The sequence below is a fragment of the Amycolatopsis thermophila genome (genome assembly GCF_030814215.1).
GTDB classification, from domain to species: domain Bacteria; phylum Actinomycetota; class Actinomycetes; order Mycobacteriales; family Pseudonocardiaceae; genus Amycolatopsis_E; species Amycolatopsis_E thermophila.
The window spans coordinates 6,414,131-6,439,629 of record NZ_JAUSUT010000001.1 but is presented as its reverse complement, the minus strand read 5'-3'; the positions used below and the strand labels follow the sequence as shown (position 1 = coordinate 6,439,629).

Genomic DNA, 25,499 nt, shown 5'->3' with positions numbered 1-25,499 from the left:
ACACCACCTGGGTAACCTTCCGTGCTGTGTCGGTGAAAGCGTCTGGAAGCAGCACCATGTCGCAGGAAGCGAAGGGGCGGGTACCGGACAGCCCGGTGAAGGCGGTCGTGGCGCCGCCCCGTCCGTCCCGCATCGAGCCGGTCCCGCTCACCACCCTGGTCGCGCGCGCGGACGCGCGCCTGGTCGGCGAGCCGCACTGGCCGGGCGACACGGTCGTCACGGGCGCCACGCTGCGTGCCCAGCACGTCCTGCCCGGTGACCTGTTCGCGGCCCTGCCGGGCGCGCGGGCGCACGGCGCCGACTTCGCCGCGGAGGCCATCGCCGCCGGGGCCGCGGCGGTGCTCACCGACGAGGCCGGCGCGGACCGCCCGGCGCTGCGCGAGGCGGGCGTGCCGGTGCTGGTGCACCCGGACCCGCGCGGCGTGCTGGGCGCGATGGCCGCCTGGATCTACGGCGAACCGTCGCTGGAGCTGGCCGTCCTGGGCATCACCGGTACCTCGGGCAAGACGACCACCACCTACCTGGTGGAGTCGGGCCTGCGCGCCGCCGGGCACGTGACCGGCCTGATCGGCACCATCGAGACCCGCATCGCGGGTGAGCGGCTGGCCAGCGCGTTCACCACGCCCGAGGCGCCCGACCTGCAGGCGCTGCTCGCGGTGATGGTCGAGCAGGGCGTGACGCACGTGCCGATGGAGGTCTCCAGCCACGCGCTCGCGCTGGGCCGGGTCAACGGCACCCGGTTCGCGGTGGGTGCGTTCACCAACCTCTCGCAGGACCACCTGGACTTCCACCGCGACATGGAGGAGTACTTCGCCGCCAAGTCGCTGCTGTTCGACGGCCGCTCCACCACCGAGGTGGTGTGCATCGACACGGCGTGGGGCCAGGCGCTGGTCACCCCGCACACGATCACGGTGACCACCGAACCGGGGGTGGACGCCAGCTGGACCGCCACCGACTTCGCCACGACACCGACCGGCGAGCAGTCCTTCACGCTGCACTCGCCGTCCGGCCGCACCGCGCGGGCCACGCTGCCGTTGCCCGGCACGTTCAACATCGCCAACGCGCTGCTGGCCGCGGCGATCCTGGAGACCTGCGGGGTGACGCTGGAGGAGACCGTCACCGGTCTCGCGCACGTCGAGGTCCCGGGCCGGATGGAGCGGGTCTTCGAGGGCCAGGACTTCACCGCCGTCGTCGACTACGCCCACAAGCCGGCCGCGGTCGCCCAGGCGCTGGACGCGCTGCGGGCGCGCACGCAGGGCCGCATCATCACCGTGCTGGGCTGCGGCGGCGACCGCGACACGGCCAAGCGGCCGATGATGGGCGAGGCCGCCGCCAAGCGCAGCGAGGTCCTGATCGTCACCGACGACAACCCGCGCTCGGAGGACCCCGCCGCGATCCGGGCGGCCATGCTCGCCGGCGCCCGCGCGGCCGGCCACGACGCCGGCGAGGTACTGGAGGTCGGCGACCGTCGCGAGGCGATCGTCAAGGCCGTCGAGCTGGCCGGCGCCGGGGACGTCGTGCTGATCGCGGGGAAGGGCCACGAGACCGGCCAGGAGGTCGCGGGCGTCGTGCACCCCTTCTCCGACCGCGACGAGCTGGCGTCGGCGATCCGGCACCGGCTCGAAGAGAACCAGGAGACCCGTTGATCCCGCTGACCCTGCAGCAGATCGCCGCCGTCACCGGTGGCCGTCTGCACCGCACCGACGGCCGTGAGACGGTCACCGGCAGCGTCGAGTTCGACTCGCGCCGCCTGACGCCCGGCGGGCTGTTCGTCGCCCTGCCGGGGGAGAAGGTCGACGGGCACACCTTCGCCGCGAAGGCGATCGAGAGCGGCGCCGCCGGCGTGCTGGCCGCCCGCGAGGTCGACGCGCCCGCGGTCATCGTGCCGCCGCTGCCGCCCGGCGAGGCGCACGAGCGCTCGGTCGCGCTGACCGGCGACAAGGACGGCTCCGGCGCCGCCGTGCTGGCCGCGCTGGCCGAACTCGCCCGGTACGTGGTGATCGAGCTGTCGCGCGGCGGCCTCACGGTGGTCGGGGTGACCGGGTCGTCCGGCAAGACCTCCACCAAGGACCTCATCGCGCAGCTGCTCGAGCCGATGGGCGAGACGGTCGCGCCGCCCGGGTCGTTCAACAACGAGCTCGGCCACCCCTGGACCGCGCTGCGCGCCGACGAGCACACCCGGCACCTGGTCCTGGAGATGTCCGCCCGCGGGCCGGGGCACATCGCCCACCTGGCGCGGATCGCCCCGCCGCGCATCGGCGCCGTGCTCAACGTGGGCAGCGCCCACGTCGGCGAGTTCGGCTCGCGCGAGGGCATCGCGAAGACCAAGGGCGAGCTGGTCGAGGCGCTGCCCGCGGCCGGCGAGGGCGGGGTGGCCGTCCTCAACCTGGACGATCCGCTGGTCGCGGCGATGGCGAGCCGGACGACGGCGCGCGTCGTCGGTGTCGGCGAGCACCCGGACGCGCAGGTGCGCGCCGAGGACATCACGCTCGACGAGGCGGCCCGCGCGTCGTTCCGGCTGGTGACCCCGGCCGGGCAGGCGCCGGTGACGTTGTCGCTGCACGGCGAGCACCACGTCGGCAACGCGCTGACCGCCGCCGCGATCGCGCTCGAGCTGGGCGCGAGCGTCGAGGAGGTCGCGCAGCGGCTGTCGGCCGCCCAGCGCCGCTCCGCGCGCCGCATGGAGGTCACCACCCGCGCCGACGGCGTCGTGGTCATGAACGACTCCTACAACGCCAACCCCGAGTCGATGCGCGCCGCGCTCAAGACGCTGGCCTCGGCCAGCCGCGGGAAGCGCTCCTGGGCGGTCCTCGGTGTGATGGGCGAACTCGGTGCCGATAGCGTGTCCGCGCACGACGAGATCGGCCGCCTCGCGGTCCGGCTCAACATCAGCAGGCTCGTGGTGGTCGGAGACGAGGCCGCCGCGATGCACCAGGGCGCCAGCCACGAGGGTTCGTGGGGTGAGGAGTCCGTGCTGGTGCCCGACGCCGATGCCGCGATCGCCCTCCTGCGCGAGCAGCTGGAGCCCGGTGACGTCGTGCTGGTGAAGGCTTCGAAGGTCGCCGAGCTCTGGCTCGTCGCTGACGCACTGCTCAAGGAAGGTGTTGCGTGATCAGCATTCTGATCGCGGCCGCGATCGGTCTCCTGGTCTCCATCCTGCTCACGCCCTACCTGATCCGGGTGTTCTCCCGGCAGGGCTTCGGCCAGGAGATCCGCGAAGAGGGCCCGCAGGGCCACAAGTCCAAGCGCGGCACGCCCACGATGGGCGGGGTCGCGATCATCATCGCGATGGTGGTCGGCTACTTCGCCGCGCACGTGATGAACTGGATCGGCTCCGGCAGCACGGGCAACGACGGCCCGTCCGCGTCCGGCCTGCTGGTGCTGTTCCTCGCGGTCGGGCTGGGCGTGGTCGGGTTCCTGGACGACTTCATCAAGATCCGCAAGCAGCGCAACCTCGGGCTGAACAAGACCGCCAAGCTGGTCGGCCAGCTCGTGGTCGCGGTCGCCTTCGGCATCCTGGCGCTGCAGTTCGCCGACCGCTACGGCCTCACCCCGGCCTCGCGCAACCTCAGCTACGTGCGCGACCTGGCGCTGATCACCTTCCCCGCGGTGATCTTCGTGATCTTCTGCTACGTGGTCATCTCCGGCTGGTCGAACGCGGTGAACTTCACCGACGGCCTGGACGGGCTGGCCGGCGGCACCTCGGCGATGGTGCTGGCCACCTACGTGGTGATCGCGTTCTGGCAGGCCCGCCTGTCGTGCGTGGTGACCCCGCAGGCCGCCTGCTACGACGTGCGCGACCCGCTGGACCTCGCGGTCGTCGCGGCCGCCGCGGCCGGCGCGTGCGTCGGGTTCCTGTGGTGGAACGCCGCACCAGCGAAGATCTTCATGGGCGACACCGGCTCGCTCGCGCTGGGCGGCCTGGTCGCCGGGCTGTCCATCCTGACCCGCACCGAGCTGCTCGCGATCGTCATCGGCGGCCTGTTCATGGTCGAGATGATCTCGGTGGTGCTGCAGATCGCGGTGTTCCGCACGACGCGGCGGCGGCTGTTCCGGATGGCCCCGTTCCACCACCACTTCGAGCTGGCCGGCTGGGCCGAGACCACGGTGATCATCCGGTTCTGGCTGCTCGCCGCGATCTGCTGCATGTTCGGCCTCGGTCTCTTCTACTCCGAGCAACTGGGCGCGGGGGGCTGACAACCGTGTTCGCCGGACGGAACGTGCTCGTCGCCGGCGCCGGGGTGACCGGCAGGTCGGCGGTGCGGGCCCTGACCGAGCGCGGCGCCCGCGTCACCGTGACCGACGGCAACGCCGAGCGGCTCGCCGAGCTGGCGGGCCTGGGCGCCGACCTGGTCCCCGGCCTGAGCGAGCCGCCCGCCGGGACCGACCTCGTGGTCACCAGCCCCGGCTGGCGGCCCACCGCGCCGCTGCTGGTCGCGTCGGCCGCCGCGGGCATCGAGGTGATCGGCGACGTCGAGCTGGCCTGGCGCGCCTCCCGGGATCTGCCGAACCCGGCCACCTGGCTCGCGGTCACCGGCACCAACGGCAAGACCACCACGGTCGGCATGCTCGAGTCGATGCTGCGCGCGGGCGGGGTGCACGCGCTGGCCTGCGGCAACATCGGCCTGCCGGTGCTGGACGCGGTGTTCGAGGGGTACGAGGCGCTGGCCGTGGAGCTGTCCAGCTTCCAGCTGCACTGGTCCTCGACGCTGGCGCCGCACGCCTCCGTCGTGCTCAACCTCGCCGAGGACCACCTCGACTGGCACGGCACGATGGCCTCCTACGCCGCCGCCAAGGGCACCATCCACGCGCACTCGGCCGTCGTCGTGCACAACGCCGACGACCCGTGGTCGGTGCGGCTGGCCGACTCCTACGCCCCGGCCGGCGCGAAGCGGGTCGGGTTCCGGCTCGACACCCCGCGTCCCGGCGAGCTCGGCCTGGTCGAGGACCTGCTGATCGACCGCGCCTACGGGCCGGACCCGCGGCATTCCGCCGAGGAGCTGATCTCCGCCGCCGAGGTGCGCCCGGCCGGCCCGCACAACCTCGCCAACGCCCTGGCCGCCGCGGCGCTGGCCCGGGCCTACGGCATCGACCCCGGTGGTGTCGCGAAAGGGCTGCGCGAGTTCCAGCCGGGCGCGCACCGGGCCGTCGAAGTGGGGGAGTTCGGCGGGGTCCGCTACGTCAACGACTCCAAGGCCACCAACCCGCACGCCGCCGCCGGGTCGCTGCTCGCGCACCCCAGCGTGGTGTGGATCGCCGGCGGCCAGCTCAAGGGCGCCGCGGTCGACGAGCTGGTCGAGGTGGTCGCCGGGCGCCTGCGCGGCGCCGTGCTGATGGGTGCCGACGCGCCGGTGATCGCGGCCGCTCTCGCGCGACACGCGCCGGATGTCCCCGTTCATCGGGTCGCCTCGGGTGACGATGAGGCCATGAACGAGGCGGTCTCGGTGGCCAGCGACCTGGCCCGGCCCGGTGACGTGGTGCTGCTGGCGCCCGCCGGCGCGTCCCTGGACATGTTCCGCAACTACGCCCATCGGGGCGACGCCTTCGCCGACGCGGTCCTGGCCCGTGCGACGGGGTCTGCCGATGACGGTCGTTGAGGAGCCGGACCAGAAGCAGGACCGCGAGCAGCGCAGGCGCGACCGGCAGAGCCCGGCCCGCGCCACGTTCACCGCGCTGACCGCGTGGCTGTCCCGGCCGCTGGCCGACTTCCACCTGGTGCTGGCCCTGACCGGCCTGCTCACCTCGATCGGCATCGTGATGGTGCTGTCGGCGTCCTCGGTCGCCTCGGTCGACCCGGACACCGGCTCGGGCGTGTACTCGCTGTTCAAGAAGCACCTGATCTTCGTGCTCACCGGGGCCCTGGTGTTCTGGGTGGCGTTGCGGATGCCGCTCAAGCGGACCCGCGCGCTGTCGTCGATGGCCGTGGTGGTGTGCCTGGCGATGCTCGCGCTGGTGCTGACGCCGCTCGGTTCGGCCGGCGGTGGCGCCCAGCGGTGGTTCGTCGTCGGCGGGTTCTCCGTGCAGCCGGTCGAGTTCACCAAGGTCGCGTTCGCGCTGTGGGGTGCGCACGTGCTGGTCACCAAGTACCACGTGCTGCACCAGTGGCGGCACCTGATGGTGCCGGTCGTGCCGGTGGCGCTGCTGATGTTCGCGCTGGTCATGGCCCAGCCGAACCTGTCCGGCACGATCACGCTCGGCGTGGTGCTGCTGTCGCTGCTGTGGTTCGCCGGCGCGCCGAAACGGCTGTTCGCGGTGATCCTGGCCGGTGGCCTCGCCGCGGCGGTGGTGCTGGCGCTGACCGCGTCGTACCGGCTCTCGCGCGTGTTGTCGTTCCTGTCGCCGGGGTCGGACACCAGCGGTGCGGCCTACCAGGCGACCCAGGCCAAGTACGCGCTGGCCGACGGCGGCCTGTTCGGCAAGGGGCTGGGGCAGGGGCCGTCGAAGTGGTCCTACCTGCCCAACGTGCAGAACGACTTCATCTTCGCCGTGATCGGCGAGGAGCTGGGCTTCATCGGGTGCATCGTGGTGATCGGCCTGTTCGTCGGCCTCGCCATCGTGGGCCTGCGGATCGCCATGCGTAACCTGGACCCGTGGATCCGGATCACCGCCGGCACGCTGACGGTGTTCACGGTGTCCCAGGCCGGGATCAACATCGGCTACGTGGTCGGGCTGCTGCCGGTCACCGGCGTGACGCTGCCGCTGATCTCGGCGGGCGGCACGTCGATCTGGGTCACTATGTTCCTGATGGGCCTGCTCGCCAACGCCGCCCGGCACGAACCGGAGTCGGTGGCGGCGCTGCGCTCGCAGGGACCGGGTAAGTTCGGCCGTCTCCTGCGCCTGCCGGCGCCCGACGTCTACCGGCCGCCCACGCGGCGCCGGGGCAGCGGCCGTGGGGCACCCCGCGGTGACCGCCCGTCGGCGCGCGGGGCACGATCGGCGCAGGCGCCCGAGCGCCGGCGCGCGGCGCCGGGCGGACGGGGAAGTTCAGTGCGGAGAGGGACGTAGGAGCAAGTGAGCAAGGCGGTAACCGGCGTGGCTCCCACCGTGGTGGTGGCGGGCGGCGGCACGGCCGGACACATCGAACCCGCGCTGGCGCTGGCCGACGCCGTGCGGCGGCTGCGGCCGGACGCGACGGTGGTCGCGCTGGGCACGTCCCGCGGCCTGGAGAACAAGCTGGTCCCGGCACGCGGTTACCCGCTGGAGCTGATCCCGCCGGTGCCGCTGCCGCGCAAGCCCACCGCCGACCTGCTGCGGTTGCCGCTCAAGATCCGCGACTCGGTGAAGCAGACCCGCGCGGTGCTCGACCGGGTCGGCGCGGACGTGGTGGTCGGGTTCGGCGGGTACGTGTCGCTGCCGGCGTACTTCGCCGCGCGCGGCCGGGTGCCGATCGTGGTGCACGAGGCCAACCAGTCGCCGGGCCTGGCGAACCGGGTCGGCGCGCGGTTCGCCGAGCGGGTCGCGGTCGCCGTGCCGGGCACGCCGCTGCCGGGTGCCGAGGTCGTCGGGATCCCGCTGCGCCAGTCGATCACGTCGCTGGACCGCGCGGCCCTGCGCGCGCAGGCGCGTGAGCACTTCGGGCTGGACCCCGACGCCCCGACGCTGCTGGTGTTCGGCGGCTCCCAGGGCGCGCAGTCGATCAACGCGGCGGTCTCCGGCGCGGCCAAGGAACTGGCCGACGCGGGTGTCGGCGTGCTGCACGCGCACGGCCCGAAGAACAGCCTGGTCGTGCAGGAGTTCCCGGGACGCCCGGCGTACGTGCCGGTGCCCTACCTGGAGCGGATGGACCTGGCCTACGCGGCGGCGGACATGGTGCTGTGCCGTTCGGGCGCGATGACCGCCGCCGAGGTGTCCGCGGTGGGGTTGCCCGCGGTGTTCGTGCCGCTGCCGCACGGCAACGGCGAGCAGGCGGTCAACGCGCGCCCCGCGGTCCAGGCGGGTGCGGCGCTGATGGTCGACGACGCCGACCTGAGCCCGGCGAAGGTGGCCGAGCTGGTCATCCCGCTGGTCACCGACCCGGCGAAGGTGGCCGGGATGAGTGCCGCGGCGGTCGGGCTGGGCCACCGCGAGGCGGACGAGGTGCTGGCCCGGATCGTCCTGGAGGTGTGCGGGAAATGAGCGACGTCCCCGCCGAGCTGAGCCGGGCCCACCTGATCGGGATCGGCGGCGCCGGCATGAGCGGCATCGCGCGGATCCTGCTGGCGCGCGGTGCGCGGGTGTCCGGTTCGGACGCCAAGGACTCCCGCGCGTTCCTGACGCTGCGGGCGCAGGGCGCCGAGATCGGTATCGGGCAGCGGCCGGAGAACCTGGACGCGCTGCCCGGTGGCCCGTCCGCGGTGGTCGTGTCGACGGCGATCAAGGAGAGCAACCCGGAGCTGGTGGCCGCCCGCTCCCGCGGCATCCCGGTGCTGCACCGGGCGCAGGCGCTGGCCCTGCTGATGGCGGGCCACCGGGTCGCCTGCATCGCCGGCACCCACGGCAAGACCTCGACCACGTCGATGCTCACGGTCGCGTTGCAGCACTGCCGCCTGGACCCGTCGTTCGCGATCGGCGGTGATCTCAACGAGTCCGGTGCCAACGCCCACCACGGCGAGGGCGGGTTGTTCGTCGCCGAGGCCGACGAGAGCGACGGCTCGTTCCTGAGCTACTCGCCGTCGGTCGCGGTGGTGACCAACGTCGAGCCGGACCACCTGGACCACCACGGCACCGCCGAGGCCTACACCGCGGTGTTCACCCGGTTCGTGCAGCGGATCGAGCCGGGCGGACTGCTGGTGGTGTGCGCCGACGACGAGGCCGCGAACGCGCTGGGCGACCACGCCGCGTCGCAGGGCGTGCGGGTGCGGCGGTACGGCCGGTCGGTGACCGATCCGGGCGACGCGAAGGTGCTGGACTACCGGCCCGCCGACGGCGGCGGGGTCGTGCGGATCGCGCTGGACGGGGCGCAGACCGACGTACGGGTCGCGGTGCCGGGCGAGCACATGGCGTTGAACGCGGTGGCCGCGCTGCTGGCGGGGCTGGAGCTGGGTGCCCCGCTGGACGGGCTGGCCGAGGGGCTGGCCGCGTTCGGGGGTGTGCGGCGGCGGTTCGAGTTCAAGGGACGTGCCGGTGACGTGCGGGTCTACGACGACTACGCCCACCACCCGACGGAGGTCGCCGCGCAGCTGCGGGCGGTCCGCCACGCCGCGGGCGGTGGCCGGGTGGTCGTGGTGTTCCAGCCGCACCTGTACTCGCGGACGAAGCTGTTCGCCGGCGAGTTCGCCGACGCGCTCGGGCTGGCCGACGAGGTCGTGCTGCTCGACGTCTACGGCGCGCGGGAGGAGCCGGAGCCGGGGGTCACCGGCGCGCTGATCGCGGAGAGGATCACCGGGGCGGGGGTGCATTACGAGCCGGCGTTCGACCGGGCCGTGGCACTGGCGGCGGATCTGGTCAAGCCGGGAGACCTGCTGGTGACGATGGGTGCGGGTGACGTGACCCAGCTGGGCCCGGAGATCCTGGCCGAGCTGGACCGGCGGGCCGGGGGCTAGGTGGCCACGCGAGCGCGGAGCGAGGAGCGCAGCCGGCCGTCGACGAGGCGGTCGTCGTCGGCGGTGCGCAGCCGCCGGGGCCGTCGCCCGCTGACCGCCCGGCGCCGGACCGGGACCGGGATCTCGCGGCGCCGCGCGTTGCGGCGGCGGTGGGTGGCGTTGCTGAGTGTGCTGACCGTGGCCGGGCTGGGCTACGTCGTGATGTTCACGTCACTGCTGGGCGTCCGCTCGGTGGAGGTGCACGGGGCGGCGAGTGTGCCGTCGGACCAGATCCTGGCGGCCGCCGCGGTGCCGGACCTGAAACCGATGCTGTTACTGGACACCGACGAGATCGCCGCCCGGGTCACCAACATCCCGGGTGTGGCCACTGTGGACGTGTCCCGGTCGTGGCCGTCCACTGTGGAGATCACGGTGACGGAACGGGCGCCGGTCGCGTTCGTCGCCGCCACCAACGGTTTTCACCTGGTCGATTCCGGTGGGCTGGACTACAAGGTGGTGCAGAACAAACCGGAGGGCCTGCCGGAGATGCAGGTGGCGAAGGTGTCGCCGGAGGACGCGGTGACGCGCTCGGTGGTCGCGGTGCTGGCGTCCGTGCCGCAGCCCTTGAAGGGTCAGATCACCGTGGTGCGGGCCAGAACCCCGGGCGGCGTGGAATTCTCGCTGAACACCGGCAAAACCGTCCGGTGGGGCGACGCGGGGAACGCGGAACGCAAGGCGCGCGTGCTGAGCGTGCTGTTGACGCGCGAGGGCCAGACCTACGACGTCGCCAGCCCCGAACTGCCCACCGTTTCGTAGCGGCGCGCGGCGCCCGTGCCTGACACGAGCTGGGTGGTCATCCCGCCAACGCACAACAGGCAGGGGTGGTCACAACGCGGTGGTGTGTGTCAGGAGGGTGGCGAGGTCGTGGGGTGTGTGGTGGGAGAGGTCGCTGCCTGTGGGCCCGCTCCCGCAGCGACCTTCCGCACCCGCCTCCCTCCCCGGCGGCGTCAGGCGAGGGCCGCATCCAAGGTGATCGTCGTCCCGGCCAGGGCCTTCGACACCGGGCACGTCCGCTCCGCGGTCTCGGCCAGCTCGGTGAACTTCTCGGGGTCCACACCGGGCACCTTCGCGCGCAGGGTGATCGCGATACCGCTGATCTCGAAGCCGCCGCCCTGTGCCGGGCCGAGCGTGACCTCCGCGCTCACGTCGATGGACTCGGCGGTCAGGTTCGCCGACTCCAGGACACCGGACAGGTTCATCGCCAGGCACGAGGAGTGCGCGGCGGCGATGAGTTCCTCCGGGCTGGTCTGGCCGTCGGGGTTGCCGGCGCGGGTCGGGAACGAGACGTCGAACTGGCCGGCGTTCGACGAGTCGAGCGTGACGTGACCCGTGCCGGCCTGCAGGCCGCCTTCCCAGTGGGTCGTGGCGTCGCGGCTGGGCATGGTGTCCACCTTTCGTCGCGGGGTGAAGCTCCTTCGACAAAACTAGCGCGCTATTCAATTGCGCGCAACTCATCGCCGTGAGAAGCTGCACCGGTGATCAGAACCGAGCCGGCCTTCGACGGCGAGGAGCGCGAGCAGCTGTCCGGATTCCTGGACTTCCTGCGCGAAGCCGTCGTGCTCAAGTGCGAGGGTCTGACCGACGAACAGGCCCGGCGCAGCCTCGTTCCGAGCGGGCTCACCACGATCGCCGGCCTCGTCGGGCATCTGACCTATGTGGAGCACTACTGGTTCGAGGTCGTCCTCGGCGGTCGCGCGAACCGGTGGACCGCGAGACTCGAAGCCGACCGCGATGCCGACTTCCGCGAGGCCCTCACGATCCCGCTCGCCGACCTGGTGGCCGGTTACCGGGCGCAGTGCGGCACCAGCCGGGAGATCGCGGCGCGCCTCGAGCCCGCCACCCGGGTGTCCTACCGGGACGGCTTGGTCAACCTCCGCTACGTCCTGATCCACCTGGTCGAGGAGACCGGGCGGCACGCCGGTCACCTGGATCTGCTCCGGGAGCTGACCGACGGCCGGACCGGGGAATGACGCCTCCGGCGCGGAGATTTTGCAACGGCCGGGCCGACACGCGGCGTGGCTACTGGATTCCGCTTCGCCGGATCCCTACCTTCGGCGGACGGAGCGGGGAGTTGACATAACTCTGAACCTTGAGTTTAGGTTGAGAGTTTTGGGCTCCCGGTGAGCGGTACGAGGGAATTCACGATAGGAAGGCGGACCCGATGACGCCCCCGCACAACTACCTCGCGGTGATCAAGGTCGTCGGCATCGGCGGTGGCGGTGTCAACGCCGTCAACCGCATGATCGAGGTCGGCCTCAAGGGTGTCGAGTTCATCGCGATCAACACGGACGCGCAGGCGCTGCTGATGTCCGACGCCGATGTCAAGCTCGACATCGGCCGCGAACTGACCAGGGGCCTGGGCGCGGGCGCCAACCCCGAGGTGGGGCACAAGGCCGCCGAGGACCACCGCGAGGAGATCGAGGAGGTGCTCAAGGGCGCCGACATGGTCTTCGTGACCGCGGGCGAGGGCGGCGGCACCGGCACCGGCGGCGCGCCCGTGGTCGCCTCGATCGCGCGCAAGCTCGGCGCGCTCACGATCGGTGTGGTGACCCGGCCGTTCACCTTCGAGGGCAAGCGGCGCGGCAAGCAGGCCGAGGACGGCATCCAGTCGCTGCGCAACGAGTGCGACACCCTCATCGTCATCCCCAACGACCGGCTGCTGCAGCTCGGCGACATCGGCGTCAGCCTGATGGACGCGTTCCGCTCGGCCGACGAGGTGCTGCTCTCCGGTGTCCAGGGCATCACCGACCTGATCACCACCCCGGGTCTGATCAACCTGGACTTCGCCGACGTGAAGAGCGTCATGTCCGGTGCCGGCAGTGCGCTGATGGGCATCGGGTCCGCGCGCGGTGAGGGCCGGGCGGTGCAGGCCGCGGAGAAGGCGATCAACTCGCCCCTGCTGGAGGCCTCGATGGAGGGCGCGCACGGCGCCCTGCTGTCCATCGCGGGCGGTTCGGACCTCGGCCTGTTCGAGATCAACGAGGCCGCCTCGCTGGTGCAGGAGGCCGCGCACCCCGAGGCCAACATCATCTTCGGGACGATCATCGACGACTCGCTCGGCGACGAGGTCCGGGTCACCGTGATCGCCGCCGGGTTCGACTCCGGCTCGCCCACCCACAAGAAGCTCGAGCCGCCCGCCGTGGGCACCCGCTCGGCCACCGCGTCCGCCACGGCCGGCGAAGTCCGCCCGCCGGCGCCCCCGGCGTCGGCGCAGCCCCCGGCCCCGCCCGCGGGTGGTGGTTTCCCGGTCACGCCGCCGCGGACGCCGCCGTCGGGCACCAATTACGGCGCGCAGCCCAGCGGGCTCCCGCAGGCGGGTGGCGGCAGCCGCAGCTACCCGGCGCCGCGGACGAGCACGACCCAGGGCAGCCTGCCCAGCCGGGCCGTCCCGGTGACCGACGACCCGTCCGACGACGACGTCGACGTCCCGCCGTTCATGCGGCGCTGACGCGCGAACCCCGGGCCTGGCCGAGCGGTCAGGCCCGGTGGTACTGCTCGATCTCCTCGATGGCGCGGGACAGCGTCCACCGTTCGTCCTCGGTCAGGTCCCACGGGTTCTCCTCGCGCAGGGCCAGGTCCAGCCGCTCGGAGACGACGATCTCGAGGATGTCCGGAACCCCGGTCCCGATGAGCGTCTCGACCAGCGGCGCGGCCCAGTGCGGGTACGGGAAGTGCGCGGCGTGCCGGCTCGCCTTCGCCTCCCGCCAGATCCGCCGCGTCGCTTCGGGTCCCTCGTGGTGCGCCGCGTCGGCCAGCAGCCGGCACCACCCGATGTCCGACCGGTGGCCCGCCCCGCTGAACTCGCCCCAGATGTCGGCCTCGGCGACCTCCCGGAACAACGCCAGCGCGGGAGCGCGGTCACCCGATTCGTAGAGCGCGTGCGCCCGTTCCAGCTTCGCGTTCAGCCGCTGCTTGGCGGTGGCGCCGTGCTCGGCGACGTACTCCTCGTGCTCCCGCGCGTAGTGCGCGGCGTCCTGCACCTGGTGGGTGAAGTCCCACAGCTCGGCGGCCTCGTCGTGCGCCACGCCGTGCGCGACGGCCTCCTCGAGCAGCTCCCGCGCGCGCTCGTTGCGTTCGGTCATCTCCGTGGAATCGAGGAACTCGACGTCGTCGAGGTACCCGTAGGCCGCGGCGAGCGCGAGCGGCCCGCGCACGTCCGGCGCCACCTCGCGGGTCAGGTGGGTCTCGGCCAGTTCGGCGATGCGCGACCACTGCTCCTCCCCGGCGGGGGTGAACAGCCCGGCCAGTTCGGGCGGCAGCTTCCCGGGTGCGGCGAGTGCGGTGACGCTGTCCGGCGGCGGGGGGAGGTCCATGGTGCTGAGACCGTCCGAGGGCGCCATCCGGTTCCCAGTAGGCTCGGGAGGAACCAGGCGAGTGGAGGTAGTGGACTTGCGCATCCGTCGGGTGGTCACGACCAGGGCGGGCGGCGTTTCGGCGCGGCCGTACGACACGTTCAACCTCGGTGACCACGTCGGTGACGACCCGGCCGCGGTGGCGGCCAACCGCAAGCGGCTGGGTACCGAGCTCGGCGTCGAGCGGGTGGCCTGGATGGAGCAGGTGCACGGGCGGACGGTCACCGTCGTGGACGGCACCGAGACCGCCCCGGCCGAGGCGACCGACGCCCTGGTGACCACGACGCCGGGCCTGCCGGTGGCCGTGCTCGTCGCCGACTGCGTGCCGGTGCTGCTGGGCGACCCGGAGACCGGGGTGGTGGCGGCGGTGCACGCGGGCCGCGTCGGCGCCCGGGTCGGTGTGCTGCCGGCCGCGCTCCAGGCGATGGTCGAGGCGGGCGCCGAGATGGGCCGCATCGAGGTGCTGCTCGGCCCGGCGATCTGCGGCGAGTGCTACGAGGTGCCGGCCGAGATGGCCGCGGACGTGGACGCGCACCTGCCGGGCTCGGCGACCCGCACGAGGGCGGGCAAGCCCGGGCTCGACCTGCGCGCCGGGTTGTGGCGCCAGCTCGCCGAGGCCGGTGTCGGCAAGGTGGGCGTCGATCCGCGGTGCACGGCCGAGGACCCGACCCTGTTCAGCTACCGGCGCGACGGCACCACCGGGCGCATCGCGGCGCTGACCTGGGCCGAGCCGGAATGAGCGACGAGCAGCGCCGGGACGGGATCGCCCAGGCACTCCAGGCCGTCGAGGCCCGGATCGCGAAGGCCTGCGCGGCGGCCGGGCGGCCTCGATCGGAGGTCCGGCTGATCGCCGTCACCAAGACGTTCCCCGCGGTCGACGCGGCCCTGCTCACCGACCTCGGGCAGACCGACCTCGCGGAGAACCGCGACCAGGAGGCCGGGCCGAAGGCCGAGGAGGTGCGCCGGCTGCGGCCGGGCGCCTCGCCGCGCTGGCACATGGTCGGCCGGTTGCAGCGCAACAAGGCGCGGTCGGTCGTGCGGTGGGCCGACGAGGTGCAGTCGGTCGACTCGGTCCGGCTCGCCGATGCCCTCGCGAAGGCGGTGCGCGCCGCCGTCGAGGCGGGGGAGCGGCCGGGCCCGCTCGACGTCCTCGTCCAGGCGAGCCTTGACGACGATCCGTCACGAGGCGGATGTCCGCTCACCCAGCTGGGTGAGTTGGCCGATCACGTCGCCGGGCTCGAGGGCCTGCGGCTGCGCGGCGTGATGGCGGTCGCCCCGCTCGGCGCGGACCCCGCGGAGGCGTTCGCGCGCCTGGCCGGGGCCGCTTCCGGCCTCCGCCGGGACCACCCGGGCGCGGTCGAGCTGTCCGCCGGGATGAGCGGTGATCTGGAACCCGCCATCGCGCACGGTTCGACATGTGTGCGTGTCGGAACCGCGTTGCTCGGCGCCCGCGGTTTAGCCTCGCCGTAGCGAGATCACCCGGAAGTGAGCGATCGCGTCCGGGTAGTCAGGTGAGGGAGCGGCTAGGGAGAGGCATGAGCGCGCTGCAGAAGCTGAAGGCCTACTTCGGCATGATCCCGGCCGACAGCGGTGGTTACGACGGCTACGACTCCTACGAGGCCGCGGACCGCTACGACGACGACTACCGGCGGGACTACGCCGACGACGAAGCTTACGACGGCTTCGACGAGGAGCCGCTGCCGCGTGCCCGCCGACGGTACCGCGCCGGTTCCGAGTACGAGGAGGAGGCCCCGCCGCGGGCCCGTCCCCGCGTGCCGGAGCCGTCGGTGCACGGCGCGCTCGCGGTCGAGCGGCAGCCGGAGCCGGTGGCGAGACTGCGCCCCGTGCCCGAGCCCGCCCGCGCCTCGGCCCGGGACGCGCTGGGGCGGATCACCACGCTGCACCCCACGAGCTACGTGGAGGCGCGGGGGATCGGCGAGGCGTACCGGGAGGGCACCCCGGTGATCATCAACCTCACGCAGATGGAGAACGCGGACGCCAAGCGGCTCGTGGACTTCGCGGCGGGCCTGGCGTTCGCGCTGCGCGGGTCGATGGACAAGATCACGAACAAGGTGTTCCTGCTGTCGCCGCCGGATGTGGAGGTGACGGCGGAGGAGCGCCGTCGCATCGCCGAGGGCGGACTCTTCCTTCGTCACTGAGAGCGACGTCGAGTTCCGGAAAACGGGGGTGAACCGTGTGATAGCACCACTACGATCGGTGACGATTTAGGCCGAACGGGTGAAACCGTTGGCTAAATCACAGTTCGATTACGTGACCCGGACACATTGGGTGTTCCGGGTGCTCCGGGGGTCACGGTGATGTGGCAGAGTGGTGTTCGTGGATGCGGTCCGGCTAGTCCTCTACTACGTGCTGTTCGTCTTTTGGCTGCTGCTCACAGCGCGTGTCGTGGTGGAGCTCGTGCGTGCCTTCGCACGCGATTGGCGCCCCGCCGGCGGGGTTGCGGTGACGCTGGAGACCATCTACACAGTGACCGATCCTCCGGTCCGCGTGGTGCGGAGGATCATTCCGATGGTTCGCGTTGGCGGCGTCGGACTGGACTTATCGATTATGGTGCTGCTGTTGGTTGTGTTCATACTGATGCAACTGGCGCTTCCCGGGTGACTTCGGGGGAACCCGGGTGACGGAGCAGGCCATGGAGTGCGTGAGGTGATCTGATGTCGTTGACCCCCGCTGACGTGCATAACGTCGCGTTCAGCAAGCCACCCATCGGCAAGCGGGGCTACAACGAGGACGAGGTGGACGCGTTCCTCGACCTGGTGGAGACCGAGCTCGCGCGGCTCATCGAGGACAACAACGAGCTGCGCCAGCAGGTCGAGCAACTCGACGCCGAGCTGGAGGGCACCCGCGCCGACCTCGAGGCCGCCCGTGCCGGGGCCGGCCCGCAGGAGCGCCGCCTGGCGCCTGTGCCGCCGCCCTCGGCTGCCGAGCAGACCCAGGCCCACCCGATGTCGGACGGCGGCGAGCCGAACGTGCAGGCGGCGAAGGTCCTCGGCCTGGCGCAGGAGATGGCCGACCGGCTGACGGCGGAGGCCAAGACCGAGTCCGACGGCATGCTGGCCGAGGCCCGCGCCAAGTCCGAGCAGGTGCTCTCCGACGCCCGCACCAAGGCCGACTCGATGGTCAACGAGGCGCGCACCCGCGCGGAGAACATGCTCAACGACGCCCGCACCCGCACCGAGACGCTCGAGCGTCAGGCGCGCGACAAGGCGACGACCATGGAGCGCGAGGCGCAGCGCAAGTACACCGAGACGATGAACACGCTGAACAGCGAGAAGACCGCGCTGGGCAAGAAGATCGAGGAACTGCGGACCATCGAGCGCGAGTACCGGACGCGTCTGCGCGGGTTCCTGGAATCGCAGCTGCGCGAGCTGGACGACCGCGGGTCGGCGGCTCCGGCGTCGGCGTCGTCGAACTCGGGCCAGGCGACCTCCGGGTCCGGCAGCGGGCAGGGCTACTCGTTCGGTCCGCGGGCCGAGGCGGGCTGAGTTTCCCGGTGACGGTTCCGGCGCTCCGCGTGGGAGGGTCGGAACCGTTCCGGGCGTGGTCCGTGTTGTAATTCACCGTGCTCTTCATCGTTCTGGTCCTGGTTCTGGCCGCCCTGGGGTTGCTGATCACGGCCCTGATCACGGCGAGCTCGCTGTGGGCGTGGATCTCGATCGGACTGTCGGTGGTCGCCGGGCTGCTGCTGGTCGTCGACTGGGTGCGGCGCCGGGTCGGCCGTCGCCGGCAGGCGGCTGTCGCGGAGCCCGAGGACGAACCCTCGGCCGAAGCGGCGACGTCGGCCGGCGATGATGATGTGGCCGACGAGCCGGTGACGGCGGAGACGGCGGACGAGCCCGCCGAGCAGGCGACCGCGGTCGCCGAGGCGGGGGAGCCGGCGGACCAGACCGCGCTCATCCCGGCGGCCGGTGAGCTCGTCGGTACGGCCGAGGAGGGCGAACCGGGCGAGGAACGCACCGACGAGGCCGACGCGAAGATCGTCGACGAACTCGACGTGGAGGTCGTGGTCGTCGACGAGCACCCGCGATACCACCTGACGGACTGCGGCTGGCTCGCCGACCGGGACGTGATCCCGATCTCGGTCAGTGAAGCGCGCGACCTCGGGTTCACGCCGTGCGCGCGGTGCACGCCGGACGCGCACCTGGCGCAGGCTCACCGCGCGAAGAAGAAGTCCAAGGCCTGAGCCCTCGCGCCTCGCCGCGGACGGTGACCGGTCTCGGGCGGCGAGGCGCGCCGGACTCCCGCGCGGCTGCCCGCGCCTTCCGGTGGGGCGACCGGCGTCAGGCGGCGAGCCGCACCCCGAGCAGGTCGGCCAGGGCGTCGGCGCCGTGGTCGGTCAGGCGGAGCGCCCGGTGTCCGGGGCGGCGGCGCGTGAGCCACCCCTGGTCGAGGAACCGTGCGGCGAGCGCCGCGCCGAGGGCGCCGGCCAGGTGGTGCCGTTGTTCGGACCAGTCCAGGCAGAACTTCAGCATCGGCCGCCGCCCGCGGCCCGCGTCGACCGCGTCCACGGACAGCCCGAGGGCCCCCAGCACCTCCGGCGCGGCCGGGCCCACCGCGTACGGGTGCTCGGCCATCGGTTTGGACAGCTGGTCACCCGGCCGCCGCCCGGTGCCGGGCACGCCGTCCGTGGTGACCAGCGCCCCGCGCTCCACGAGCGCCGCGGTGACCTCGACGCCGAGCCGTCCCGCCAGGTGGTCGTAACAGGTCCGGGCGAAGCGCAGTGCCTGCGCCCGCGTTCCCGCCCGCAGCGACGTCACCGGCTGCGCGGGCGAGAACCGCGCCAGCGTCTCGAGGATCTCCGCCGCGCCACCGGCGAGCCGGTAGAACCGGTGCCGCCCGGACCGTTCCGCCTCGACCAGGCCCGCCTCCCGCAGCTTGGCCAGGTGCGCGCTGACGCCCTGCGCCGACAGCCCGGCCTCCGCCGCGAGCACCGACGCCGCCAGCGCCCGCCCGTCGCCGAGCGCCGTCAGCACCCGCACCCGCGCCGGATCCGCGAAGAGCGCCGCGGTGCGCGCGATGTCGACATCCCCACCGGTCATGCCCCCCAGCATGCCCCCGGGACACTTCCACCGCGGCCGAAGCGTCCGGAATCCGCGCGACGCGGCGACCCGCTGCGCCCGACACTTCCACCCACGTGGAACCGATTCCGCGGTTCGGTGTCCCCATGCCCGACAACCGCAGCACCGTCCTGCTCACCCAGTGCGCCGGCATGTTCCTGGTCCAGCTCGACGTCACCGTGGTCAACGTGGCGCTGCCGACCATCGGTGCCCGCTTCCAGGCCGGCGTCCCCGCGCTGCAGTGGATCGTCGACGGCTACACGGTCGTGCTCGCCGCCCTGCTGCTGTCCGGCGGGGCGCTCGGTGACGCGATCGGCCACCGGCGGGTCGTGCTCGCCGGGCTGGGCGTCTTCGGCCTGGCCTCCGCCGGGTGCGCGCTGGCGCCGGGCACCACCGTCCTCGTCGTTTTCCGCGTGGCGCAGGGGATCGGCGCCGCCCTGCTGCTGCCCGGCACCCTGGCGGTGATCACCCGCACCTTCCCCGGCCGCCGCGAGCAGGCCCGCGCGCTCGGCATCTGGGCCGGGGTCTCCGCGCTGGCACTGGCGGCCGGCCCGCTGCTGGGCGGTCTGCTGGTGACCGCGGTGGGGTGGCGATCGCTGTTCTGGATCAACGTGCCGCTGACCGCGCTCGCCGCCGCCGGCACCCTGCTGGTGCCGGCGGATCCGCCCGGCGGCAGGCGGATCGACGTCCGCGGCACCGTGACGGGCGCGATCGCACTGGCGTCGCTGGTCTACGCCGTCATCCAGTCGAACATCCCGGCCGCCGTCCTCGGTGTGATCGCCGCCGTGGCGTTCGTGGCCGCCGAACGCACCAGCCCGGCGCCGATGCTGCCGCTGACCCTGTTGCGGTCCCGCACCTTCGCCGCGGCCAACGTCGTCGCCGGCGCGATGAACTTCGTCGGCCTCGGCACGATCCTGCTCGCCACCCTCTACCTGCAGGGCGTCCACCACGCCGGCCCGCTGACGGCCGGGCTGGCGATGCTGCCGGGGTTCCTGCCGTTGTCGCTGCTGGCCCCGGTCACGGGGCGGCTCACCGCGCGCTTCGGGCCGCGCCCGGTCATGATCGCCGGCCTGGTCACCGGCGCGGCCGGCCTGCTCGGCCTGCTCCGGGTCACCCCGGTCAGCGGCCTCGGCACGTTCCTGATCGCGTTCTTCTTCCTCGGCGTGGGGCTGGGCCTGCTGACGGCGGCGGTCGTGGCCGCGGCGGTCGGCGGGGTGCCGGCCGGGCAGGCGGGTGTGGCCAGCGGCGTGAACAACACGGCGCGGCAGGCGTGCGGCGCGCTCGGGATCGCGACCTTCGGTGCCCTCGCGGGCAGCCCGGCGCAGCCCGCGTCGTTCGTGCACGGGCTGCACACGGCCGGTGTCCTCGGTGCCGCGCTGTACGGGGCCGCGGCCGTGCTGACCGCTGTCGCCGTGCGCCGACCCTCCGGGAACGCGGTTGCGGGAGGCCGCTAACCTGGAAGGACACGGCGTCGATCCGGCCATCACCGGGGAGCCTCCGGAAGAACAGGGCCGTCGCGGCCCCCAGTAGAACCGGACGGGTACGGCCCGTCACAGCCGTCAACGAAGTGGCCCGCTCCGCGGAGCGGGCAAACGGGGTGGTACCGCGGAAGCGCGCCCGGACGGCGCTTTTTCGTCCCCGTGCTGGATCGCACCGATCCACCACGAGCAGTGACGAGCACCGCGAGGAGCGCACCGATGTACCCGAAGGTTCAGCTCGGCGACGGGCCGGCCGGCCAGGTCCCGTCCCAGCCGTCCTTCCCGGCGCTGGAGACCAGCGTGCTGGCCTACTGGGAGTCCGACCGGACGTTCCGGGCCACCATCGACGCGCGCGAGCCGGGAGCGAACGGCAGCAACGAGTACGTCTTCTACGACGGCCCGCCGTTCGCCAACGGCCTGCCGCACTACGGCCACCTGCTGACCGGGTACGTCAAGGACATCGTGCCGCGCTACCAGACCATGCGTGGCCGCCGCGTCGAGCGCCGCTTCGGCTGGGACACCCACGGGCTGCCCGCCGAGCTGGAGGCCGAGCGGCAGCTGGGGATCACCGACAAGTCCCAGATCGACGAGATGGGCATCGCCGCGTTCAACGAGGCGTGCCGCAGGTCGGTGCTGCGCTACACCGGTGAATGGCGCGAGTACGTCACCCGCCAGGCCCGCTGGGTCGACTTCGACCACGACTACAAGACGCTCGACGTCACCTACATGGAGTCGGTGATCTGGGCGTTCAAGCAGCTGTGGGACAAGGGCCTGGTCTACGAGGGCTACCGCGTGCTGCCCTACTGCTGGCGCGACGAGACGCCGCTGTCCAACCACGAGCTGCGGATGGACGAGGACGTCTACGCCAGCAGGCAGGACCCGGCGCTCACCGTCGGGTTCCGCGCCGAGGGCAACGGGTCCGATCTGGACGGTGCGTATCTGCTGATCTGGACCACCACGCCGTGGACCCTGCCGTCCAACCAGGCGGTCGCGGTGCACCCGGACGTGGACTACGTGGTCGTCGAAGCGGACGGCAAGCGGTTCCTGCTCGCCGAGCCGCGCGTGTCCGCCTACGCCAGGGAGCTGGGCGAGGAGCCCGCCGTCGTCGCCCGCTACCGGGGCGCGGACCTCGCGGGCGTGAAGTACGCGCCGCCGTTCCCCTACTTCGTGGGTGCCGAGAACTCCCACCAGGTGCTGCTCGCCGACTTCGTCACCACCGACGACGGCACCGGGATCGTCCACATGGCACCCGCCTACGGCGAGGACGACAAGGCCGCCGGTGACGCGGCCGGCATCGTGCCGGTGACCCCGGTCGACGCGCGCGGCCGCTTCGACGCGACCGTGCCGGACTACCAGGGCCAGCAGGTGTTCGAGGCCAACCCGGACATCATCCGCGACCTCAAGCACGGCACCGGGCCGGTCGCGCAGCAGGGCCCGGTCCTGCTGCGCCACGAGACCTACGAGCACTCCTACCCGCACTGCTGGCGCTGCCGGAACCCGCTCATCTACCGCGCGGTGTCGTCGTGGTTCGTCAAGGTCACCGCGTTCAAGGACCGGATGGTCGAGCTGAACCAGCAGATCACCTGGTACCCCGAGCACGTCAAGGACGGCCAGTTCGGCAAGTGGCTGGAGAACGCCCGCGACTGGTCGATCTCGCGCAACCGCTACTGGGGCACGCCGATCCCGGTGTGGATGTCGGACGACCCGCAGTACCCGCGGGTGGACGTGTACGGCTCGCTGGACGAGCTGGAGCGCGACTTCGGTGTGCGGCCGGACGACCTGCACCGCCCCCACATCGACCAGCTGACCCGGCCCAACCCGGACGACCCGACCGGGCGGTCCACCATGCGCAGGGTGCCCGAGGTGCTCGACGTGTGGTTCGACTCCGGGTCGATGCCCTACGCCCAGGTGCACTACCCGTTCGAGAACGCCGAGTGGTTCGAGCACCACTACCCGGGCGACTTCATCGTCGAGTACATCGGGCAGACGCGCGGCTGGTTCTACACCCTGCACGTGCTGGCGACCGCGCTGTTCGACCGGCCGTCGTTCCGCACCTGCGTCTCGCACGGCATCGTCCTCGGCTCCGACGGCCAGAAGATGTCGAAGTCGCTGCGCAACTACCCGGACGTCAACGAGGTGTTCGACCGGGACGGCTCCGACGCGATGCGCTGGTACCTGATGGCCAGCCCGATCCTGCGCGGCGGCAACCTGATCGTCACCGAGAAGGGCATCCGCGACGCGGTGCGCCAGGCCGTGCTGCCGCTGTGGAACTCCTACTACTTCCTCGCGCTGTACGCCAACGCCGAGGGGGTGGAAGGCACCTGGCGCACGGACTCCCGGCACGTCCTGGACCGCTACATCCTGGCCAAGACGGGCGAGCTCGTCACCGACGTCGGGTCCGCTTTGGACACCTGCGACGTCGCGGGCGCGTGCGCCTCGGTGCGGGACTTCCTCGAGGTGCTCACCAACTGGTACGTGCGCCGCTCGCGCGAGCGGTTCTGGGCCGGTGAGCGCGACGCGATCGACACCCTGCACACCGTGCTGGAGGTCGTGTCGCGCACGATGGCGCCGCTGCTGCCGCTGACCACCGAGGCGGTGTGGCGCGGGCTCACCGGCGGCCGCTCGGTGCACCTGCAGGACTGGCCGCTGGTCGACGAGCTGCCCGCGGACGCGGCGCTGGTGACGGCGATGGACCGGGTGCGCCAGGTGTGCTCGTCGGCGCTGTCGCTGCGCAAGGCGAACAAGCTGCGCGTGCGGCTGCCGCTGGCGAAGCTGCTCATCGCGGCCGACGACGCGGAGCGGCTGGCGGACTTCACCGACATCATCGCCGACGAGGTCAACGTCAAGGCGGTCGAGCTGAGCACCGACGTCGCCGCGCACGGCCGGTTCGAGGTCGCGGTCAACGCCCGCGCCGCCGGTCCGCGCCTGGGCAAGGACGTGCAGCGGGTGATCAAGGCCGTCAAGGCGGGCGACTGGACGACCACACCGGAGGGTGCCGTCGTCGCGGCCGGGATCGAGCTGGCCGAGGGCGAGTACGAGCGGCGCCTGGTCGCCAAGGACGAGGGCGCGACCGCGGAGCTGCCCGGCGGCTCGGGTCTGGTGCGGCTGGACACCGACGTGACGCCGGAGCTGGCCGCCGAGGGCGTGGCGCGCGACCTGGTCCGCGTCGTGCAGCAGGCGCGCCGCGACGCCGGTCTCGACGTGGCCGACCGGATCGCGCTGACCGTGGACGCGCCGGAGGACGTGGTCGCCGCCGCGACGCTGCACCAGGAGTTCCTGGCGGGCGAGACGCTGGCGAACGAGGTGTCCTTCGGGCACGTCGACGGTGGTTTCGCGGGTGCCGTCGGAGACGGCGACAAGGTCACCGTGGCGGTAACGAAGGCCCCCTGACACCCGACAGACCGGGAAACACCAACAGGGGGTATCGCCGGTGGGGTGGCGCAAGTGGGTCCTGGCCGGGGGTGCGACCGCGGTCGTCGCGATCGTCGCGGCGGCCGTGGTCGTCGTGTGGGGCGGCTCGTCGCCGGACGAGCCCCGGGCCGGCGGGACGGCCACCGCGGATTCCGGCACGGTGGCCGCGCGCTTCCTCGCCGCGTTCGCCCGTGGTGACGCGGACGCGGCCGGCGCGCTGACCGACGCGCCGCGCGAGGCGAGCGTCGTGCTGGCCGACGTGCGCCGCGGCCTGGCCCCCGCGGCGGTGTCGGCCCCACTGGGCCAGGTGAGGCCGGGCGGCGCGCGGGCCACGGCGACCTTCCACGTCACGTGGACGATCGCGCCCGGACAGGAGTGGACCTACGACAACACGCTCGACCTGGTCGCCTCCGGCGGGCAGTGGCTCGTGCACTGGAGCCCGGCCGTCGTGCACCCCAGGCTGCGGGCCGGGCAGCTGCTCGCGGTGCGCACGCGGGCCGGGAAGAACGCCCTGGTGGACCGCAACGGCCGTCCCGTGCTGGTGTGGCAGGCGGCCGGGCCGCCGGCGGGCCCCGGCGCGGGGCCGGTGCTGACACCCGCGCTGCAGCGGGTGGTGTCGGGCCGCGGGGCAGGCGGCTGGTCGGTGGTGAGCACCGACGCCGAGGGCGCGGTCCAGGAGACGCTGTCCGGCCAGGGCGAGGTCGAGGTGGAGCCGCTGACCACGACGCTGAGCCTGCCGACGCAGGACGCGGCGCAGCGGGCGGTCGATTCGGCCGGGGTGCCGGCGATGCTGGTCGCGATCCAGCCGTCGACCGGTGACCTGCTGGCGGTGGCGCAGAACGCGGCCGCGGGCACCGATCCGAAGGCCCTGAACGGCCTGTACGCGCCGGGGTCGACGTTCAAGATCGCGACCGCCGCGGCGCTGCTGGAGTCCGGGGCGGCGACCGCGGACACGGTGGCGGACTGCCCGGGGACCGTGCGGATCGGGGATCGGACGATCCCCAACGACGACCAGTTCGCCCTGCCGCCGCTGCCGTTGCACTCCGCGTTCGCGCACTCGTGCAACACGACGTTCGCCCAGCTGGCGGCGGCGCTGCCGGCCGACGCGCTGGCCTCGGCGGCGAGCGAGTTCGGCCTCAACGCCGACTTCACCATCCCGGGCATCACCACCGAGGCCGGCAAAGTGGTCGCCAGCACGGGGGAGGCCGAACAGGTCGAGTCGGCGATCGGGCAGGGCACCGTGCAGGCCAGCCCGTTCGGGCTGGCGCTGATGGCGGCGACGGTGGCGCACGGCGGGGCGGTCACGCCGGAGCTGTGGCAGGGCATGGAGACCCAGGTCAACACCGGGTACCGGGCGCCGCCGGGGGAGGTGATCGCGGCGCTGCGGTCGATGATGCGGGAGGTCGTCACCGGTGGCACGGCGACCGGGCTGCGCGGCCGCGGTGCCGTGTCCGGCAAGACCGGCACGGCGCAGTTCGGCGACGGCAGCCAGGCCAACGGCTGGTTCGCCGGGTACCGGGACGACGTGGCGTTCTCCGTGCTGCTGCTCGGATCGGACTCGTCGAAGCCGGCGGTGGAGGTGTCGTCGGTGTTCCTGGGCGCGCTCGGCTGACGTTTCGG

The 25,499-nt window shown here is 72.8% G+C and carries 22 protein-coding genes; 19 read left to right on the top strand and 3 right to left on the bottom strand.

Going from position 1 to position 25,499, the window contains the following annotated elements; translation table 11 throughout:
- Positions 1-56 precede the first annotated feature (56 nt).
- The 8 genes from FB470_RS31555 to FB470_RS31520 are packed head-to-tail and all read left to right on the top strand — an operon-like array spanning position 57 to position 10,316.
- A complete protein-coding gene (locus FB470_RS31555; protein ID WP_306997440.1) occupies positions 57-1,646 on the top strand; it encodes a UDP-N-acetylmuramoyl-L-alanyl-D-glutamate--2,6-diaminopimelate ligase in 1,590 nt (529 codons plus the stop codon).
- A complete protein-coding gene (locus FB470_RS31550) occupies positions 1,643-3,112 on the top strand; it encodes a UDP-N-acetylmuramoyl-tripeptide--D-alanyl-D-alanine ligase (RefSeq protein WP_306997438.1) in 1,470 nt (489 codons plus the stop codon). Before FB470_RS31555 ends, FB470_RS31550 begins: the two co-directional genes overlap by 4 nt.
- Positions 3,109-4,197, top strand: a complete 1,089-nt coding sequence (gene mraY / locus FB470_RS31545) for a phospho-N-acetylmuramoyl-pentapeptide-transferase (protein ID WP_179777134.1) — start codon at positions 3,109-3,111, stop codon at positions 4,195-4,197. The genes FB470_RS31550 and mraY overlap by 4 nt, the downstream gene beginning before the upstream one ends.
- Before the next feature lie 5 nt (positions 4,198-4,202).
- Complete coding sequence (gene murD, locus FB470_RS31540) at positions 4,203-5,597, top strand: UDP-N-acetylmuramoyl-L-alanine--D-glutamate ligase (RefSeq protein ID WP_306997436.1); 1,395 nt, start codon at positions 4,203-4,205, stop codon at positions 5,595-5,597.
- Positions 5,584-7,005, top strand: coding sequence for a putative lipid II flippase FtsW (gene ftsW / locus FB470_RS31535; RefSeq protein ID WP_306997435.1), 1,422 nt, complete (start codon positions 5,584-5,586; stop codon positions 7,003-7,005). Before murD ends, ftsW begins: the two co-directional genes overlap by 14 nt.
- Positions 7,006-7,011: 6 nt before the next feature.
- Positions 7,012-8,115: an undecaprenyldiphospho-muramoylpentapeptide beta-N-acetylglucosaminyltransferase gene (murG, locus tag FB470_RS31530; RefSeq protein ID WP_306997432.1), complete on the top strand. Its 1,104-nt coding sequence runs from the start codon at positions 7,012-7,014 to the stop codon at positions 8,113-8,115.
- The gene (gene murC / locus FB470_RS31525; RefSeq protein ID WP_306997430.1) at positions 8,112-9,521 is read left to right on the top strand and encodes a UDP-N-acetylmuramate--L-alanine ligase; all 1,410 of its coding nucleotides are present in this window, start codon (positions 8,112-8,114) and stop codon (positions 9,519-9,521) included. The genes murG and murC overlap by 4 nt, the downstream gene beginning before the upstream one ends.
- Positions 9,522-10,316 (top strand): cell division protein FtsQ/DivIB, encoded by a 795-nt coding sequence (locus FB470_RS31520; RefSeq protein WP_306997428.1) that lies wholly within the window; start codon positions 9,522-9,524, stop codon positions 10,314-10,316.
- Between the two features lie 191 nt (positions 10,317-10,507).
- Here FB470_RS31520 and FB470_RS31515 read toward each other — a convergent pair whose 3' ends face one another.
- Entirely contained in the window at positions 10,508-10,942 is a 435-nt protein-coding gene (locus FB470_RS31515) for an OsmC family peroxiredoxin (RefSeq protein ID WP_306997426.1), read from the bottom strand.
- A gap of 93 nt (positions 10,943-11,035) precedes the next feature.
- On the opposite strand from FB470_RS31515, the gene FB470_RS31510 reads away from it, so the two are divergent.
- Together FB470_RS31510 and ftsZ are read left to right on the top strand one after the other, a co-directional pair.
- Positions 11,036-11,530 carry a DinB family protein gene (locus FB470_RS31510; RefSeq protein WP_306997424.1) on the top strand — a complete coding sequence of 165 codons (495 nt, stop codon included), beginning with the start codon at positions 11,036-11,038 and terminating at the stop codon, positions 11,528-11,530.
- Positions 11,531-11,721: 191 nt separating this feature from the next.
- The gene (ftsZ, locus tag FB470_RS31505) at positions 11,722-13,008 is read left to right on the top strand and encodes a cell division protein FtsZ (RefSeq protein WP_306997422.1); all 1,287 of its coding nucleotides are present in this window, start codon (positions 11,722-11,724) and stop codon (positions 13,006-13,008) included.
- Between the two features lie 28 nt (positions 13,009-13,036).
- On the opposite strand, the gene FB470_RS31500 is transcribed toward ftsZ, so the two are convergent.
- Positions 13,037-13,873 carry a hypothetical protein gene (locus FB470_RS31500; protein ID WP_306997420.1) on the bottom strand — a complete coding sequence of 279 codons (837 nt, stop codon included), beginning with the start codon at positions 13,871-13,873 and terminating at the stop codon, positions 13,037-13,039.
- A 76-nt stretch (positions 13,874-13,949) separates the two neighbouring features.
- Here FB470_RS31500 and pgeF point away from each other — a divergent pair, with 76 nt between their 5' ends.
- From pgeF to FB470_RS31470, 6 genes are all read left to right on the top strand, one after another.
- Entirely contained in the window at positions 13,950-14,651 is a 702-nt protein-coding gene (pgeF, locus tag FB470_RS31495; protein ID WP_306997419.1) for a peptidoglycan editing factor PgeF, read from the top strand.
- On the top strand, positions 14,648-15,382 hold the full coding sequence (locus FB470_RS31490) for a YggS family pyridoxal phosphate-dependent enzyme (RefSeq protein ID WP_306997417.1): 735 nt from the start codon (positions 14,648-14,650) through the stop codon (positions 15,380-15,382). The genes pgeF and FB470_RS31490 overlap by 4 nt, the downstream gene beginning before the upstream one ends.
- Positions 15,383-15,447: 65 nt before the next feature.
- Positions 15,448-16,071 (top strand): cell division protein SepF, encoded by a 624-nt coding sequence (locus FB470_RS31485; RefSeq protein WP_306997415.1) that lies wholly within the window; start codon positions 15,448-15,450, stop codon positions 16,069-16,071.
- A gap of 178 nt (positions 16,072-16,249) precedes the next feature.
- Positions 16,250-16,534, top strand: a complete 285-nt coding sequence (locus tag FB470_RS31480) for a YggT family protein (protein ID WP_179777946.1) — start codon at positions 16,250-16,252, stop codon at positions 16,532-16,534.
- 53 nt (positions 16,535-16,587) lie between these two features.
- On the top strand, positions 16,588-17,418 hold the full coding sequence (wag31, locus tag FB470_RS31475) for a DivIVA-like cell division protein Wag31 (protein ID WP_306997413.1): 831 nt from the start codon (positions 16,588-16,590) through the stop codon (positions 17,416-17,418).
- 77 nt (positions 17,419-17,495) lie between these two features.
- Positions 17,496-18,116, top strand: coding sequence for a hypothetical protein (locus tag FB470_RS31470; protein WP_306997411.1), 621 nt, complete (start codon positions 17,496-17,498; stop codon positions 18,114-18,116).
- A 97-nt stretch (positions 18,117-18,213) separates the two neighbouring features.
- On the opposite strand, the gene FB470_RS31465 is transcribed toward FB470_RS31470, so the two are convergent.
- Positions 18,214-18,972 carry an ArsR/SmtB family transcription factor gene (locus FB470_RS31465; RefSeq protein ID WP_306997409.1) on the bottom strand — a complete coding sequence of 253 codons (759 nt, stop codon included), beginning with the start codon at positions 18,970-18,972 and terminating at the stop codon, positions 18,214-18,216.
- Positions 18,973-19,097: 125 nt separating this feature from the next.
- Here FB470_RS31465 and FB470_RS31460 point away from each other — a divergent pair, with 125 nt between their 5' ends.
- The 3 genes from FB470_RS31460 (at position 19,098) to FB470_RS31450 (ending at position 25,491) form a co-directional block, all read left to right on the top strand.
- The gene (locus FB470_RS31460) at positions 19,098-20,444 is read left to right on the top strand and encodes an MFS transporter (RefSeq protein ID WP_306997407.1); all 1,347 of its coding nucleotides are present in this window, start codon (positions 19,098-19,100) and stop codon (positions 20,442-20,444) included.
- A gap of 243 nt (positions 20,445-20,687) precedes the next feature.
- The gene (gene ileS, locus FB470_RS31455) at positions 20,688-23,858 is read left to right on the top strand and encodes an isoleucine--tRNA ligase (protein WP_306997405.1); all 3,171 of its coding nucleotides are present in this window, start codon (positions 20,688-20,690) and stop codon (positions 23,856-23,858) included.
- A gap of 40 nt (positions 23,859-23,898) precedes the next feature.
- Positions 23,899-25,491: a penicillin-binding transpeptidase domain-containing protein gene (locus tag FB470_RS31450; RefSeq protein WP_306997402.1), complete on the top strand. Its 1,593-nt coding sequence runs from the start codon at positions 23,899-23,901 to the stop codon at positions 25,489-25,491.
- The last annotated feature ends 8 nt before the right edge of the window (positions 25,492-25,499 follow it).

What these genes read in the sequence shown, in the direction of transcription:
- FB470_RS31555 (WP_306997440.1), top strand. Translation starts at nt 57, where the DNA reads ATGTCGCAGGAAGCGAAGGGGCGGGTACCGGACAGCCCGGTGAAGGCG.
- ftsW (WP_306997435.1), top strand. Translation starts at nt 5,584, where the DNA reads ATGACGGTCGTTGAGGAGCCGGACCAGAAGCAGGACCGCGAGCAGCGC.
- murC (WP_306997430.1), top strand. Translation starts at nt 8,112, where the DNA reads ATGAGCGACGTCCCCGCCGAGCTGAGCCGGGCCCACCTGATCGGGATC.
- FB470_RS31515 (WP_306997426.1), bottom strand. Translation starts at nt 10,942, where the DNA reads ATGCCCAGCCGCGACGCCACGACCCACTGGGAAGGCGGCCTGCAGGCC.
- ftsZ (WP_306997422.1), top strand. Translation starts at nt 11,722, where the DNA reads ATGACGCCCCCGCACAACTACCTCGCGGTGATCAAGGTCGTCGGCATC.
- FB470_RS31500 (WP_306997420.1), bottom strand. Translation starts at nt 13,873, where the DNA reads ATGGACCTCCCCCCGCCGCCGGACAGCGTCACCGCACTCGCCGCACCC.
- FB470_RS31490 (WP_306997417.1), top strand. Translation starts at nt 14,648, where the DNA reads ATGAGCGACGAGCAGCGCCGGGACGGGATCGCCCAGGCACTCCAGGCC.
- FB470_RS31485 (WP_306997415.1), top strand. Translation starts at nt 15,448, where the DNA reads ATGAGCGCGCTGCAGAAGCTGAAGGCCTACTTCGGCATGATCCCGGCC.
- wag31 (WP_306997413.1), top strand. Translation starts at nt 16,588, where the DNA reads ATGTCGTTGACCCCCGCTGACGTGCATAACGTCGCGTTCAGCAAGCCA.
- FB470_RS31465 (WP_306997409.1), bottom strand. Translation starts at nt 18,972, where the DNA reads ATGACCGGTGGGGATGTCGACATCGCGCGCACCGCGGCGCTCTTCGCG.
- FB470_RS31460 (WP_306997407.1), top strand. Translation starts at nt 19,098, where the DNA reads ATGCCCGACAACCGCAGCACCGTCCTGCTCACCCAGTGCGCCGGCATG.
- ileS (WP_306997405.1), top strand. Translation starts at nt 20,688, where the DNA reads ATGTACCCGAAGGTTCAGCTCGGCGACGGGCCGGCCGGCCAGGTCCCG.